2 protein-coding genes are annotated in these 16989 nt (G+C 73.8%); both read right to left on the reverse strand.

What is annotated here, in order from left to right; translation table 11 throughout:
- Positions 1-63: 63 nt before the first annotated feature.
- Positions 64-5052 (reverse strand): type I polyketide synthase, encoded by a 4989-nt coding sequence (locus ACWY4P_RS42895; protein ID WP_456213252.1) that lies wholly within the window; start codon positions 5050-5052, stop codon positions 64-66.
- The gene (locus ACWY4P_RS42900) at positions 5037-16973 is read right to left on the reverse strand and encodes an SDR family NAD(P)-dependent oxidoreductase (RefSeq protein WP_456206241.1); all 11937 of its coding nucleotides are present in this window, start codon (positions 16971-16973) and stop codon (positions 5037-5039) included. Before ACWY4P_RS42900 ends, ACWY4P_RS42895 begins: the two co-directional genes overlap by 16 nt.
- Positions 16974-16989: the final 16 nt, after the last annotated feature.

Below are 16989 nucleotides of genomic sequence, written 5' to 3' on the forward strand. Positions count from 1 at the left end.
ATCACGCGGTACGAAGTCTCTCTCCCGTGTCTTATGGCGGGCTAACACTTCGAGGTGCCGTGCTCAGGACTCCCCGAATTCCCGGTCGATAAGGGCGAACATCTCGTCCGCGGAAGCCGTTTCCATGTCGTCACCGCCCGTCTCCTCGCGAGGTTCGGACGCGCCCTCACCGTCGGTGTATCGCCACAGCAGCACCCGCAGCCGGTGCGTCAACCCAGAACGCCGCGGGTCGTCCGCGTCCAGGGCGGCGAGCGCCGCCTCGATCTCGTCGAGGTGCGCCGCGGCCGGTTCCTCCGCCGGCTCGGCCGGCAGCACCCGCGACACCAGATGGACGGCCAGCGCGGTCGGCGTCGGGTAGTCGAAGACCAGCGTGGGGGACAGGCTGAGGCCGGTGGCGCCCCGGAGCCGGTTCCGGAACTCGACGGCCGTGAGGGAGTCGAACCCCAATTCGTTGAAGGGCTGGTCCGGTTCGACCAGCTCCGCCGCCGAGTAGCGCAGCGCGCTCGCCGCGTGGGTGCGGACGAGCGCCAGCAGCGTGCCGGTGCGCGCCTCGGGCTTCTGGGCCGTGAGCCGGTCCCGCAGGGCCGTCAGGCTCCCGGAATCGTCGGACTCGGGGGAGCCCGGCCCCGCCCGGCCCGCCCGCCGGGCCGCTGGGATCTCGTCGAAGAGGCGGCTGGCTCGCGCCAGGGTGAACAGCGGGGCGAAGCGCTCCCAGTCCACGTCCGCGAACACCGCGTGGGCCTCGTCGTGGCCGTCCTGATCGAGCGTCCGCCGCAGCGCGGTCAGCGCCAGCGCGGGGTCGAGGGCCGGGAGGCCATGGAGTTCGGAGCGTTCGACCGCCGCCCGCTCCGCCATGTCGTCCCATACGCCCCACGCCACCCGGACGACGCGCCCACCGGCCACCTCGCGCCGCCGCGCCACCGCGTCCAGGTATGCGTCGGCCGCGGCCCGGGCGCCGTGCTCGCCTGCCCCCCAGACCGCGACGACGGACGAGAAGACCACCACAGGATCGTCTGCCTCCAGGCCGCACAGCTCCGCGAGCCGATCGGCGCCGCCCACGGCGGCCGACAAGGCCTTGGCCAGCTGGTCCGGGGTGAGTTCGGCCAGCGGTGCCCGGTCACCCGGTGCCCCGGTGTGGATGATCGTGCGGACCCGCAGCCCCGAGGCCGCGAGCCGGTCCGCCAGCTCGTGTCGGGCCGACGGCTCGGACGGCACACCGTCCACCACCGTCGCCTCCGCGCCCAGCTCCGCCAGCTCGGCCACCAGCTCCGCACCACCGGGCGCGGCCTCGCCGCCCGGCGCCAGCAGCACGATGCGCTTCGTGCCGCTCGTGGCCAGCCACCGTGCCACATGGGCCGCGGCCCCGGCGACGCCGCCGGTGACGAGGACGCCCTCCCGTGGCGTCCACTCGCGCGTCGGCGCCTCCGCGTCCAGCGGCGCGGACAGCAGTCGGCGCGCGAAGGCCCCGGCCGGCCGCAGTGCCACCTGGTCCTCGCCGTCCCGTCCCGCCAGCGTGGCGCACAGCAGGTCGGGAGCGAGGTCCTCGATCGAGGCAGGCAGGTCCACCAGCCCGCCCCATGCCATCGGATGCTCCAGCGCGGCCACCCGGCCGAGCCCCCATACCTGAGCCTGCGCCGGGGCCTGAGGGCGTTCGTCGTCGGCGACGGCCACCGCGCCCCGCGTGGCGCACCACAGGGGTGCGTCGAGCTCCGCCTCCAGCAGGGCTCGCAGCAGGACGAGGGTGCCCGTCACGCCGCCGATCACGGCGGGGAACGTCTCGTGCGGGCGTTCGTCGAGCGGCAGGAGGGACAGAACCCCCGCCGGGGACGGGCCCGCGGCGCACAGCGCCCGTAGCGACGCGGCCAGCTCGGCCGTACCGGTCCGCCCGTCCGCCACCAGCCGCCGCACCTCGCCGCCGCCCGCCGTAAGGGCCCGCTCACAGGCGTCGGCCCATGGCTCGGCGTCTTCCGGCGGCACGACCAGCAGCCACCAACCCGCCACGGCCGCAGGGACGAGGTCGGGCAGGAGCCGCCAGCCGATCCGGTAGCGCCATGAGTTCACGGTCGCTCGCTCGTGGCGTTCCCGGTGCCAGCGCGACAGCGTCGGCAGCACCGCACCGAGCGACGAGCGCCGTCCGTCCTCCTCACCGAGGCCCAGCGTCTCGGACAGCGCCGGGAGATCCTGCGTGTCGACCGCGCTCCAGAACCGGACCTCCTCCTCGTCCGCCTCCGGCGGCGGCGCGTCCGCCAGTTCGTCCGGCAGCCAGTAGCGCTGCCGTTGGAAGGGGTAGGTGGGTAGGTCGGTGGTGGTGGGTGGGGTGGTGGTGTACCAGGGCCGCCAGTCGACGGTGAGGCCGGTGGTGTGGGCGTGCGCGAGGGCGTCGGCGAGGTCGTGGGGGGTGGCGTGGTTGCGGCGGAGGGTGGGGATGGTGGTGGCGGGGACGTCGGCGTCGTCGATGGCGTCTTGGATGCCGGGGGTGAGGACGGGGTGGGGGCTGGCTTCGATGAAGTGGCGGTGGCGGTGGGTGAGGAGGGTGGTGAGGGTGTCGGTGAAGCGGACGGGCTGGCGGAGGTTGGTGAACCAGTAGTGGGCGTCGAGTGGGGTGGTGGTCAGTGGTTCGGTGGTGACGGTGGAGTAGAAGGGGATGGTGGGTGTGGTGGGGGTGAGGTCGGCGAGTTGGGTGAGGATGGTGTCGCGGATGCGGTCGACGTGGGGGCTGTGGGAGGCGTAGTCCACGTCGATGGTTCGGGTTCGCGCGCCTTGGGCTTCGGCGGCTGCCAGGGTGGTGGTGATTTGGTCGGGGGGGCCGGAGATGACGGTGGAGCGGGGGCCGTTGTGGGCGGCGATGGCGATGTCTTCGGCTGTCTGGCCGAGGTCGGTCAGGACGCGGGCGGTGTCCTCGGCGCTGAGGGTGAGGGAGGCCATGGCCCCGTGGCCGGCGAGGGCGCGCAGGGCCTGGCTGCGCAGGGCCACGACTTTGGCGGCGTCGTCGAGGGTGAGGGCTCCGGCGATGTGGGCGGCGGCGATCTCGCCTTGGGAGTGGCCGATGACGGCGGCCGGGGTGATGCCGAAGTCCTGCCACAGTCCGGCCAGGGACACCATGACGGCCCACAGGGTGGGTTGGATGACATCGACGCGGTGGGGGTCGGTGGTGGTGTCGGTGGAGCGCAGGACGGCGGTGAGTGACCAGTCGACGTAGGGGGCCAGGGCCTGTTCGCAGGCGGTGATCCGGGTGGCGAAGGCGGGGGAGGAGTCGAGGAGGTCGATGGCCATGCCGGGCCATTGGGAGCCCTGGCCGGGGAAGACGAGGACCGGGCCCTGTTGCGGGTCGAGGGCGGTGCCGCGGGTGAGGTGGGGGTGTTCGCCGCCGGTGGCCAGGGCCTCCAGCGCGGCGGTGAGGTCGGTGAGGTCGGTGCCGGTGACCACGGCGCGGTGGTCGAACGTGGCGCGGGTGGTGGCCAGTGACCAGGCCACCTCGGCGGGCGAGCTGCCGGGGGTGTCGGTGATGGTCCGGGCCAGTCGGCGTGCCTGGTCGGCCAGGGCTTCCGGGGTGCGGGCCGAGAGCACCCAGGGCGCCACGCCGCCCAGGACGGCCGGCTCGGCCGCGTCCGTGTCGGGTTCCGGTGACGGGGTGGCCTCTTCCAGGATGACGTGGGCGTTGGTGCCGGAGATGCCGAACGCCGAGACGCCGGCGCCGCGGGGGCGCTCGGTGGCCGGCCAGTCGACCGGTTCGGTGAGCAGACGTACCGCGCCGCGGCTCCAGTCCACATGCGAGGTGGGCTCGTCGACGTGGAGGGTGGCGGGCAGCGAGCCGTGGCGCAGGGCCATCACCATCTTGATGACGCCCGCGATCCCGGCGGCGGCCTGGGTGTGGCCGATGTTCGACTTGATCGAGCCCAGCCACAGCGGCCGGTCCTCCGGGCGCTCCTGGCCGTAGGTGGCCAGCAGCGCCTCGGCCTCGATCGGGTCGCCGAGGGTGGTGCCCGTGCCATGGGCCTCCACCGCGTCCACCTGGTCGGCGGGGAGCCGGGCATCGGCCAGCGCCTGCCGGATGACGCGTTCCTGCGCGGCATCGTTGGGCGCCGCCAGCCCGTTGCTGGCGCCGTCCTGGTTGACGGCCGTGCCCCGGATGACGGCGAGCACCTGGTGCCCGTTGCGCTCGGCGTCGGAGAGCCGCTCCAGCAGCACCAGGCCCGCGCCCTCGGAGAAGCCCGTGCCGTCGGCCGCCGCGGCGAACGCCTTGCAACGGGCGTCCGGCGCGAACCCCCGCTGCTTGGAGAACTCCACATACGCCGTGGCCGCGGTGAACACGGTCACGCCGCCGGCCAGCGCCAGGGTGCACTCGCCCTGCCGCAGCGCCCGGACCGCCAGATGCGTGGCCACCAGCGACGACGAGCACGCCGTGTCCAGCGTGACCGCCGGGCCCTCCAGACCCAGCGCGTACGCCACACGGCCGGACACCACGCTCGTGAGCCCTCCCGTGGCGGTGTAGCCCTCGAAGCCCTCGGGAATCCGCGGTATCCGCGACAGGTAGTCCTGGCTCGACACCCCCGCGTAGACGCCGGTGGAGGTGCCCTTGAGGGTGGTGGGGTCGATGTGGGCGCGTTCGAGGAGTTCCCAGGCGACCTCCAGGAGGAGCCGCTGTTGGGGATCCATGGCGAGGGCTTCGCGCGGGCTGATGTTGAAGAAGGAGGCGTCGAATTCGTCGGCGTCGTGGAGGAAGCCGCCTTCCCGGACATAGCTGGTGCCGGGGTGGTCCGGGTCGGGGTGGTAGAGATGGTCGAGGTCCCAGCCGCGGTTGGTGGGGAAGGGGCCGATGGCGTCGCCGCCCGTGGCGACGAGGTCCCAGAGGTTCTCCGGGGAGGTGACCCCGCCGGGGTAGCGGCAGGCCATGGAGATGATGGCAATGGGTTCCTGGTGGCGTTCTTCCGCTTCGCGCAGGCGTTGTCTGGCCTCGCCCAGGTCGACGGTGACCCGCTTGAGGTACTGGCGCAGCTTCTCTTCGGTGGTGGACATGGTTCCTCCGTCACTCCCCGTCAGGACGAGCCCAATTGCTGGTCGATGAGCGCGAACATCTCGTCGTCCGACGCCGACTCCAACGCCTCACCGTCGACGCTGTGATCGACCGCGTCGGCACCGTCACCGAGGCGCCACAACAGGGTCTGCAACCGCTTGACGAGCTGGGCACCGGTCTCGCCCTCCGGCTTCACCTCGCCCACCGCCGCCTCGAGCCGCTCCAGCTCCCGCAGCACGGGCTGCGCCGCGTCGTCCCCCGCTGGGCACAGTTCGCCCCGCAGGTACTCGGCCATGGCGGACGGCGTCGGGTAGCGGAACACCGACGCCGCGGACAACCGCAGCCCCGTCACCATGGTGAGTCGGTTGCGCAGCTCGACCCCGGTCAGCGAGTCGAACCCGAGATCCTTGAACGGCGTGTCCATCGAGACCGAGTCGGAATCCGCATGCCCCAGCACGGTGGCCGCGTGGGTCCGGACCAGATCGAGCAGGAGCGCCAGCTGTTCGTTGGCGCCCATCGACGCCAGCCGGCCGGACAGGTCGGCCACCGGTGCCGCCGCACTCCGCCGGGCGACCCGGGCGCGGGTGCTCGCAAGCGAGCGGACCAACGGCGGCAGCGCCTCGGCGGGCTGGGCGGACAGCGCGGCCGGGTCGAGCCGGGCGGCGAGCACCTGCGCCGCACCGCGCGCGAGCGCCGCGTCGAACAGCGCCAGGGCATGTTCCGAGGACAGTGGTGACATCCCCGACCTGCTCATCCTGGCGTGATCGACTTCGGTGAGCCCGCCGGTCATGCCGCTGGTGGCGGCCCACAGTCCCCAGGCGATGGAGGTGGCGGGCAGTCCCGCGTGCTGTCGCCGGGCGGCGAGTGCGTCGCAGTAGGCGTTGGCGGCGGCGTAGTTGGCCTGCCCCGGGGAGCCGAGGGTGCCGGCTGCGGAGGAGAAGATCACGAACATGGCCAGGGGGAGGTGCCGGGTGGCCCGGTGGAGGTTGGCGGCGCCGGTCGCCTTGGCGGTCCAGACACGGCGGAGGGTGTCGGGGGTCTGGGAGGTGAGGACGGCGTCCTCGACGATGCCCGCAGTATGGATGACGCCGGTGAGCGGGTGGGCCGGGTCGATGGTGTCGAGGGCTTCTCGGAGGGCGTGGGGGTCGGTGGTGTCGGTGGCGGTGATGTGGACGGAGGCGCCCAGCGCGTGGAGTTTGTCGATGAGCTGCTGGGCTCCGGGTGCGTCGGGTCCGCGGCGGCTGAGGAGGTGGAGGTGGGTGATGTGGTGGGTGGTGACGAGGTGTTCGGCGATCAGGGCGCCGAGGGTGCCGGTGCCGCCGGTGATCAGGACGGTGCCCTTGGGGTCGAGGGTGGGGGGGATGTCCAGGACGAGTTTGCCGGTGTGTTTGGCCTGGCTCATGTGGCGCAGCGCCTGGCGGGCCCTGGCCAGTGGCCATGCCTGCACCGGGGGCGGCTGGAGGACGCCCTGGGCGAAGAGGTCGGCGAGCGTGCCCAGCATCTCCGCGACCCGGTCGAAACCGGCGTCGGAGACGAGGTCGTAAGCGCGGTAGCGAACGCCGGCGTGCGTCTCGGCGATCTGTTCGGGGGCGCGGATGTCGGTCTTGCCCATCTCCAGGAAACGGCCCCCTTCGCCCAGCAGCCGCAGGGACGCGTCGGTGAACTCGCCGGCCAGGCTGTTGAGGACCACGTCGACGCCCGGGAAGGCGTCCTCGAAGTCCAGGTCGCGGGAGGAGGCGCGGTGGGCCTCGTCGATGCCCATCGCCTCCAGGACTTGGTGCTTGGCGGGGCCGGCGGTGGCGTAGACCTCGGCGCCCAGGTGGCGGGCGATCTGCACGGCCGCCGTGCCCACGCCACCCGTGGCGGCGTGAATGAGGACGGATTCGCCCGCCGTGAGTTCTGCGAGGTCCACCAGGCCGTACCAGGCGGTGAGGAACGCGATGGGTACGGCGGCGGCCTGCTGATCGCTCCAGCCGGGCGGGACAGGGACGACGGCGCGGGCGTCGGCGACGGCGATGGGGCCGAAGGCGCCCTCGAACAGGCCCATGACACGGTCGCCGACTGCCATCGACGTCACATCGGGAGCCACCTCCAGCACCTCGCCCGCGCCCTCGCCGCCCATGCCCCGCCGGTCGGGCACGACGCCGAGGGTCACCATCACGTCCCGGAAGTTGACGCCCGCGGCGCGGACGGCGATCCGCACCTGACCTGGTGCCAACGGCTCCAGCACGTGCGGACTCTCCTCGGGCACCAGGCTGTCCACCGTGCCCGCGTTGTCCTCCGCCACGACGAGCTGCCAGGCGGGCGCGCCGACGGGCAGCGCGATGCCGGCCGTCGTGTCCGCGGCCATCAGTCTCGGTACGAACGGCTTCCCGTCGCGCACCGCCACCTGCCACTCGTCCGCGTCGACGGCCGCGCGCACCACTGACGCGACGTCGGGTGCCGTACTGACGTCGGCGTCGCGTCCGCCGAGGTCGAGCAGCGTGAACCGGCCGGGGTTCTCCGACTGCGCGCTGCGGACCAGACCCCAGACGGCCGCCGCGACGGGGTCGACGTCCGTCTCCTCGTTCACGGCAGCGGCGTCGCGGGTGACGATCACCAGCCGGGCCTCGGCGAGCCGCGGCTCGGCCAGCCATTCCTGTGCCGTCGCCAGGATCCGCGCCACCGCGTCGGCGTCGGCGACGGCGCCGCCGTCGGCCTCGGACAGGCTGGTCAGGACGACCGGCGGCACGGGCACGCCGTCGTCCATGGCCGCGGCGAGTGCGGCGACATCCGGATAGCGGGCGAGCGAGGGGATGGCCTTGGCGGGTTCACCGTCTCCGAGCACCGCCCAGTCGCCCGCCGGGGATGTCACCGGCCCCGCCGGGGTCGGCAAGGCGGTCCATCGCACGTGGTACAGGCAGTCGTTCGGCTCGCCGGTCCGCAGGCTCGCGGTGTCGAGTGGCCGGGTGGTGATGGTGTCGGCGGTGAGGACGAGAGCGCCCGTGGTGTCGGTGAGGGTGAGGCGGTACTCGTTGCCGCCTTGGGGAGTGATGCGGGCCCGCGCGTGGGTGGCGCCGGTCGCGTGGAGGGTGACGCCGTTCCAGGTGAAGGGGAGCCAGATCTCACCGGCCGGGTTGTCGGCGGTGGCGATGAGGGGGTGGAGGGCGGCGTCGAGGAGGGCGGGGTGGAGGGTGAGGGCGTCGGTGAGGTGATCGGCGGTGTCGGAGGTGGGGAGAGTGATGTCGGCGAGGAGGTCGTCGCCGTGGCGCCAGGCGGCTCGCAGCCCTTGGTAGGTGGGCCCGTAGTGATAGCCGCCCGCGGCGGCCCGTTCGTAGAAGCCGTCGATGTCGACGGGTTCGGCCCCCGGGGGCGGCCAGGCCGCCTCCGCTTCGGTGGTCGGCAGCTCGGCCCTGGGCTCGCCGGTGAGGGTGGCGGTGACGTGGCGGGTCCACTCCGCCGTGGGGTTGGACTCCGGGCGGGTGTAGACGTGGAGGGTGTGGCGGCCGGTGTCGTCAGGGGGACTGACCATGACCTGGAGCGAGAGGGGGTGGGTGGGGTCGAGCCTGAGGGGACGCTGGAGGAGGAGTTCGTCGATGTGGGGCGTGGCGGTGTGGTCCGCGGCGTGGAGGGTGAGTTCGAGGAGCGCGGTGGCGGGCAGCAGGACGGTCTCGGCGATGGTGTGCTCGGTGAGCCAGCTGGCATGGTCGGCGGGAGGGACATGGCCGGTGACCACCATGCCGCCGTCGGCCAGCGGCGCGGCGGTCCGCAGCAGCGGGTGGTCCAGGCCCGTGGAACCGGCCGTGGCCGGGCCGGAGACTCGGCCGGTGAGCCAGTAGGGCCGGTGTTGGAAGGGGTAGGTGGGCAGGTCGACGGTGTCCGGGGTGGGCTGGTCCGCGAACCAGGGCCGCCAGTCGACGGGGGTGTGGGTGTGCAGCCGGGCGAGGGCGTGTGCCAGGCCTTGGACGTCGGGCTGGTTGCGGGTCAGGGCCGGGACGAGCAGGGGAGCGTGCGAGGGCTCGTCATCGAGGGTGTCGAGGGTGTCCTGCGTGGCGGGGACGAGGACGGCGTCGGGGCCGACCTCGACGAAGACCGCGGTGCTCGGTGCGATGTGCACGATGGCGGGGTGGAAGTGGACGGGTTGGCGGATGTGGCGTACCCAGTAGTCGGGGGTGGTGATGTCCTCGTCGGCCGGCTCGCCGGTGAGGTTGCTGATGAGGGGGATGGTGGGCTGGTGGTAGGTCAGCTCGGCGATGGCGTCACGGAAGTCGTCCAGGGCCGGTTCGACGAGGGGGGAGTGGAAGGCGTGGCTGACGGTCAGCGCCTTGATCCGGCGGCCGCGTTCCTTCCAGGCTGTGCCGATTTTGGTGACCAGGTCGTGTGGGCCGGAGATGACGGTGCTGGTGGGGGCGTTGAGGGCGGCGATGGAGACCTGGCCGTCGTACGGGGCGAGGGCTTCGGTGGCTTCTTCGGCGGTGGCTTCGAGGGCGGTCATGGCGCCGCCGGGGGGCAGGTTGCCGAGCAGGGTGGCGCGGGCGGCGACGAGGCGGCAGGCGTCTTCGAGGGTGAAGACTCCGGCGATGTGTGCGGCGGCGATCTCGCCGATGGAGTGGCCGATCACGGCGTCCGGCCGCGCACCGCATGCCTTCAGCAGTTGGGCGAGTGCGACCTGCACCGCGAACAGCCCGGCCTGGGTGTAGGTGGTGTGGTGGATGAGGTCGGTGGTCTCGTCGTCGGTGGCGAAGACGATGTCCCGCAGGGGGTGGTCGAGATGTGGATCGAGCAGCGCGCAGACCTCGTCGAAGGCGTCGGCGAAGGCCGGGAAACGCTGGTGCAGTTCGGCGCCCATGCCCGGGCGCTGGCTGCCCTGCCCGGAGAACAGCCATACGGTCTTGCCCGATGTGGGCGCGGCGCCGGGCACGGCGGTGACGAGGGAAGCCCGTGCGTTGGAGCGCGCCGAGACTGAGCGGGGAGGGGTGATCAGCCCGGGGTGGGGACGCCCGTCGGCCAGGGCGTCCAGGGCGGCCGTCATCTCCTGGCGGTCGCTGCCGACGATGACCGCCCGTCGTTCGAACACCGAGCGTGTCGCGGCCAAGGCCCGCCCGACGCCCGGAACCGACGGGGGCTCAGCGGGCCGGCCATCGGCTCGTAGCCGCTCGGCGAGCGCCGCGGCCTGGGCGTGCAGCGCCTGGTCGCTCCGGGCGGACAGCGGCCAGGGCACGATGCCGGGCGCGGGGCCGTCCGCCGCCGGCCGGGGTTCGGGTGTGTGCGGGGCCTGTTCGAGGATGAGGTGGGCGTTGGTGCCGGAGGCGCCGAAGGAGGAGACGGCGGCGCGGCGGGGGCGGTCGGCCTCGGGCCAGTCGGTGGCCTCGGTCAGGAGTTGGACGTGTCCGCCGGCCCAGTCCACATGCGGGCTGGGTTCGTCGATGTGGAGGCTGGCGGGCAGCCGGCCATGGCGCATGGCCATGATCATCTTGATGACGCCGGCGACGCCCGCGGCGGCCTGGGTGTGGCCGATGTTGGACTTGATGGACCCGAGCCACAGCGGCCGGTCGTCGGGGCGGTCCTGGCCATAGGTGGCCAGGAGGGCCTGGGCCTCGATGGGGTCGCCCAGCGTCGTGCCCGTGCCATGGGCCTCCACGGCGTCCACATCCGCCGGGTCGAGCCCCGCACCGGCCAGGGCGTGGCGGATGACGCGCTGCTGGGAGGGGCCGTTGGGGGCGGTCAGGCCGTTGCTCGCGCCGTCCTGGTTGACCGCCGAACCCCGGATGACGGCCATGATGTGATGCCCGTTGCGCCGGGCGTCCGACAGCCGCTCCAGCAGCACCAGGCCGACGCCCTCGCCGAAGCCGGTGCCGTCGGCGGCGGCGGCGAACGGCTTGCACCGCCCGTCCGGGGCCAGACCGCGCTGCCGGGAGAAGCCCGTGAACACATCGGGCGTGGCCAGCACGGTCACACCGCCCGCCAGCGCCAGATCGCACTCGCCCTGCCGCAGAGCCTGGGCGGCCAGGTGCATGGTGACCAGCGACGAAGAACAGGCGGTGTCCACGGTGACCGCCGGGCCCTGGAGGCCGAGGGTGTACGCCACCCGGCCGGAGATGATGCTGCTGGTGCCGGCGAGATTGCCGTAGCCGTCCAGCCGGGGATCGCCGGCGGGCAGGCCACTGCCGTAGTCGTGATACATGACGCCGGTGTAGACGCCGGTCAGGCTGTCCTTGAGGGTGTGGGGGTCCAGCCCTGCGCGTTCCAGGAGTTCCCAGGCGGTTTCCAGGAGGACGCGCTGCTGCGGGTCCATGGCCTGGGCTTCGCGGGGGTTGATGCCGAAGAAGGCGGCGTCGAAGCCGTCGGCGTCGTAGACGAACGCGCCCTGGGAGGCGTAGCTGGTGCCGGGGTGGTCGGGGTCGGGGTGGAACAGGTTGGCCAGGTCCCAGCCGCGGTTGGTGGGGAAGGAACCGAGCACGTGCTGTCCCGCCGCGACCAGGTCCCACAACCCCTCGGGCGTGGTCACACCGCCGGGGAAACGGCACGCCATCGCCACCACCGCGACCGGCTCATCGGCGGCCCGGTCCCTGGACGGGCCGGTACGGCGGGGCGCGGGCGAAGCGGTGGCGGTCAGCCGCTCCAGGAGGTGGTCGGCGAGGGCCTGGGGGGTGGGGTAGTCGAAGACGAGGGTGGCGGGCAGCCGCAGCCCGGTGGCGCCGGCCAGGCGATTGCGCAGCTCGACGGCGGTCAGGGAGTCGAAGCCCAGCTCCTTGAACGCGGCCTCGGCCCGGATCGCCGCGTCGGAGGAGTGGCCCAGCACCACCATGACCATCTGGCGCACCGTCTGAAGCAGCAGATCGCGCCGGGCGGTGGCGTCGAGACCGGCCAGCCGGCCCGCCAGCTTGGGGCCGGTGGCATGGTGTTCCATGGCGCGGCGGCGGGCCGGCCTGGCCAGGGCGCGCAGCATGGCGGGGGTATCGGGGCCGAGCCGGGTGGCGTCGAGGTCGGCGGCCACCACCAGGGGGTGAGTGACATGGAGCGCCGCGTCGAGGAGCCCGAGGCCACGGGACGTGGTGAGGGGGCGCATGCCGAGGGTGCCGAGGCGGGTCAGGTCGGCCTCAGTGAGGTGCTCGGTCATGGCGGAGGTCTGCTGCCACAGGGTCCAGGCGACCGAGGTGCCGGGCAGTCCGGCCGCGCGGCGGTCGGCGATCAGGGCGTCCGTGTACGCGTTGGCGGCGGCGTATCCGGCCTGGCCGGAGTTGCCGACGACACCGGCGGCGGAGGAGAACACCACGAACAGCCGCAGCGGCAGGTCGCGGGTGAGGGTGTGCAGGTTCCACGCGCCGAGGGCCTTGGGCGTCCATACGCGGGCGAGCCGCTCGGCGTCCCAGGACTCCACCAGTGCGTCGTCGATCACGCCGGCGGCGTGCACCACGCCCACCAGCGGGTGGCCGGCGGGGATCGCCGCCAACGCCTCGGCCAGCGCGGCGTGGTCGGCCACGTCGACCGCCGAAACGTCCACCTCGGCCCCCAAGTCGGTGAGCCGCCGCACCAGTTCGGCCGCGTCGGGGGCCTGGGCGCCACGCCGGGAGAGGAGCAGCACACGCTCCACGCCATGCGTACGCACCAGGTGCTCGGCGACCTCACCGCCCAGTACGCCCGTCCCGCCCGACACCACCACCGTGCCACCGGACAGCTCCGGGGCCTCGCCCTCGGCCGCCGCGGAGGTGCGCACCAGGCGCGGCACCAGCGTTCCGGCCGTGCGCACGACCATCTGCGGCTCGTCCGCGTCGATGGAGCGGCGCACGGCCTCGGCCAAGAGGCCGTCCCCGCCCGCGTCGGCAGCCACCTCGGCGGCCGTGTCGGCAGCCGTGTCGATCAGCGTGAACCGGCCCGGGTGCTCGGCCTGGACCGAACGGACCAGACCCCACACGGCCGCGCCGCCCAGGTCCACCGCCCCCTCGTCGTCGCCGGCCGACACGGCGCCCGAGGTGACCAGGACCAGCCGGGAGTCCGCCAACCGCGGCTCCGCCAGCCACGCCTGGATCAGCGCCAGCACGCCCCCGACGGCGGTGAGGCCGCCGTCGGGGGTGGCAGGCGCTGTCACCGGGTGGAGGACGACCGTCGGCACCGGGATTCCGTCGTCCACCGCGGCGAGCAGCGCGCCGAGGTCGGCGTGGCCTGCCACCCCGGCGAGCGGTACGCCACCGTCGCCCACCGTCGCCCAACCGCGGTCCGGCGGAGCCGACGCGTCGCCCGTCCCGCCACGCGCGGGCACCCAGTCCACGACGAACAGGCCCTCGGCCGCGCGCTCGCCGACGGCGCGCAGCTCGGCGACGCCGGTGGGGCGTACGGAGACCGACTCGGCGTCGAGGACCGGTGCGCCGGTCTCGTCGGTCAGGGAGATCCGCCGCCCGTTGTCCAGCGGCGATACGCGGACACGCACCCGGCGCGCACCCGTGGCCCACAGCGACACACCGCTCCACGCGAACGGCAGCCACACCTGACCGTCCTGCGACGCGTCCCCCGTGAGGAGCGTCGGGTGAAGGGCCGCGTCCAGCAGCGCCGGGTGGATGCCGAACCTGTCGGGGCCTTCGCCGGCCGCCTCGGGCAGCGCGATCTCGGCGAGCAGATCGGCGCCGTCCCGCCACGCCGCGGTGAGGCCGCGGAACGCGGGGCCGTAGCCGTAGCCGCCGTCCGCGGCCCGTTCGTAGAAGTCCGCGACGTCCAGCGGCTCCGCCGCCTGCGGTGGCCAGGGGGCCGCCGGGATGTCCGGCGGGGCGGCTGGGTGTTCGCGGTCTTCGGGCGCGAGTGTGCCCATGGCGTGGCACACCCACCCGTCGGGCGCCTCCGTGTCCAGCTCGTCGGGGCGCGAGTGCACATCCACCGTCCGCCTGCCCTCGTCGTCGGCGGGCCCCACCGCGACACGTATGCGCAGGGCCCCCGAGGCGGGCAGCACGAGCGGGATCCGCAGGGCCAGCTCCTCCACCGCGGCGCAGCCCGCCTCGTGAGCGGCCTGTAGCGCCCACTCGACCAGGGCCGCCCCGGGGAGCAGCGCGGTGCCGCCGACGACATGGTCGGCGAGCCAGCCGTCGCCCGTGGCCGGGAGGCGCCCGGTCAGCACCATGCCGCCATCGGGCAGGCTCACCGCGGCGGCCAGCAGCGGATGCTCCACCGCGCGCAGACCGGCGGCGGACACGTCGCCGGTGCCCTTTCCGCTGAACGGTATCCAGTAACGCCGGCGCTGGAAGGGGTACGTGGGCAGCTCGACCGTGCGGGGCGCGCGGTCGGCCGCGAACCAGGGGCGCCAGTCGACCTCGAGACCCGCGGTGTGCGCGTGGGCGAGCGCGAGGGCCAGCTGGTGCGCGCCGCCGTGGTCGCGGCGGAGGGTGGCGAGGGAGGTGGCGCGGGTGCCGGACTCCTCGAAGGTGTCCTGGAGGCTCGTGGACAGGATGGGGTGCGGGTTGCACTGGATGAAGACCCGGTACCCATCGGCCAGCAGACGGCCCACGGCCTCGGCGAACCGGACCGGCCGGCGGAGGTTGTCGAACCAGTACCCGGTGTCGAGCCCCGCGGTGTTCAGGCGTTCCGCGGTGACGGTGGAGTAGAACGCGACCTCGGACTCGACCGGCGAGACCTCACCCAGGGCGGAGACGACGTCGTCATGGATGCGGTCCACGTGAGGACCGTGGGAGGCGTACTCGACGTCGATGGTGCGGGTGCGCGCGCCGCGCTCCTCCGCGGCCGCCAGGACGGCGGCCAACTGCTGCGGGGAGCCGGAGACGACCGTGGCGTGCGGGCCGTTGACGGCGGCGATGGCGACGTCCTCGGCCGCGGGGCCGAGGTCGCCGAGGAGCCGGGCGGTGTCCTCGGCGCTCAGGGTGAGGGAGGCCATGGCGCCGTGGCCGATCAGCGGGCGCAGGGCCTGGACCCGCAGGGCGATGATCCTGGCGGCGTCGTCGAGGGTGAGGGCCCCGGCGACGCACGCCGCGGCGACCTCGCCCTGGGAGTGCCCCACGACGGCCGCCGGGGTGATGCCGAAGCTCTGCCAGAGCGTGGCCAGCGAGACGTGCACGGCCCACAGCACGGGCTGGATGACGTCGTCCCGCTTGGGGTCCGTCGTCTGGTCCGTGCCGCGCAGCACGGCGGTCAGCGACCAGTCCACGTACGGCGCCAGAGCCCGTTCGCACTCGGCGATCCGGGCGGCGAACACCGGGGAGGAGTCGAGGAGTTCGCGCGCCATGCCCGGCCACTGGGACCCCTGGCCGGGAAAGACGAACACCGGGCCGGCGCCGATCGGGCCCGCCGCTCCGGTGACGACCGCGGGATCGGGCTCGTCGGCGGCCAGCTTGGCCAGACCGCCGAGCAGCGTGGACCGGTCCGTGCCGACGACCACGGCCCGGTGCTCGAGCCGGGCCCGCGCCGTCGCCAGCGACCAGCCCACGTCCGCCACTTCGGCGGCCGGATCGCGCTCCGCCGCCTCGGCCAGCCGCCGCGCCTGCTCAGCCAGCGCCGCCTCGCTCCGCGCGGACAGCACCCACGGCACGGCCTGTTCTGCGGCTCGGTTCGCCTCCGGGGCATCCCCGGTCGCCGGGGTGGTGCCCTCCGGGTCCGCCGGGGCGGGCGGCTGCTCGATGATCACGTGCGCGTTGGTTCCGGAGACGCCGAACGAGGACACCCCGGCCCGGCGCGGGTGGTCCGTCTCCGGCCAGTCGACCGGCTCGGTCACCAGACGGATGGCTCCCGAGCTCCAGTCCACATGCGGCGTCGGCTCGTCGATGTGCAACGTCGCGGGGATCATCCCGTGCCGGATCGCCATCACCGTCTTGATGACGCCCGCCGCGCCGGCGGCGGCCTGGGTGTGGCCGATGTTCGACTTGAGCGAGCCCAGCAGCAGCGGCCGGTCGGCCGGCCGCTGGCGCCCGTACGTCGCGTGCAGCGCGTCCGCCTCGATCGGGTCGCCGAGCCGGGTGCCCGTGCCATGCGCCTCCACCACGTCCACCTCGGCGGACGACAGGCGGGCGTTGACCAGCGCCTGGCGGATGACGCGCTGCTGGGAGGGCCCGTTGGGCGCGGTGATGCCATTGCTCGCGCCGTCCTGGTTGACGGCCGAGCCCCGGATGACGGCGAGCACTTGGTGGCCGTTGCGGCGGGCGTCGGACAGCCGCTCGAGCAGGATCAGTCCCGCGCCCTCGCCCCAGCCGGTGCCGTCGGCGGCGGCGGCGAACGGCTTGCAGCGGCCGTTCGGCGCCAGGCCGCGCATGCGGGCGAAGCCGGTGAACACCGCGGGCGAGGCCATGATGGTCACCCCGCCGGCCACCGCCAGTTCGCACTCGCCCTGCCGCAGCGCCTGAATCCCCAGATGCATCGCCACCAGCGACGCGGAGCAGGCCGTCTCCACCGTCAGGGCGGGACCCTCGAGGCCGAAGGTGTACGACAGGCGGCCCGACAGCATGCTGGGGGCGACGCCCGCGTACCCCTCGGTCTCCTTGCGGACGGGGACGCCCGAGGTGGCCGAGCCGATGGTCGCGGCCCCGACGAAGACACCGGTCCGGCTGCCCCGCAGACCCGTGGCGTCGAGGCCGGCGCGCTCGAACAGCTCCCAGGCCACCTCCAGCAGCACGCGCTGCTGCGGGTCGGTGGCCAGCGCCTCGCGGGGGCTGATCTCGAAGAAGCCCGCGTCGAACTTGTCGGCGTCGCGCAGGAACCCGCCCTCGCGGGTATACGTCGTGCCCGGGTGGTCGGGGTCGGGGTGGTACAGGCCGTCCAGGTCCCAGCCGCGGTCGGCGGGGAACGGCCCGACGGCGTCGACACCGGAGGCCACCAGATCCCACAACGCCTCGGGCGAATCCACCCCGCCGGGGAACCGGCAGGTCATCGCGGTGATGGCGATGGGCTCCTGGGCCCGTTCCTCCACCTCGCGCAGGCGCCGCCGAGTGTCGTGCAGATCGGTCGCCACACGCTTGAGGTAGTCGACAAGCCTCTCTTCATCCGGCATGTGCAGTCACGACCTT

The sequence above is a fragment of the Streptomyces sp. LZ34 genome (genome assembly GCF_053890475.1).

Coding starts and splice junctions, on each gene's coding strand:
- ACWY4P_RS42900 (WP_456206241.1), bottom strand. CDS start 16,973: ATGCCGGATGAAGAGAGGCTTGTCGACTACCTCAAGCGTGTGGCGACC.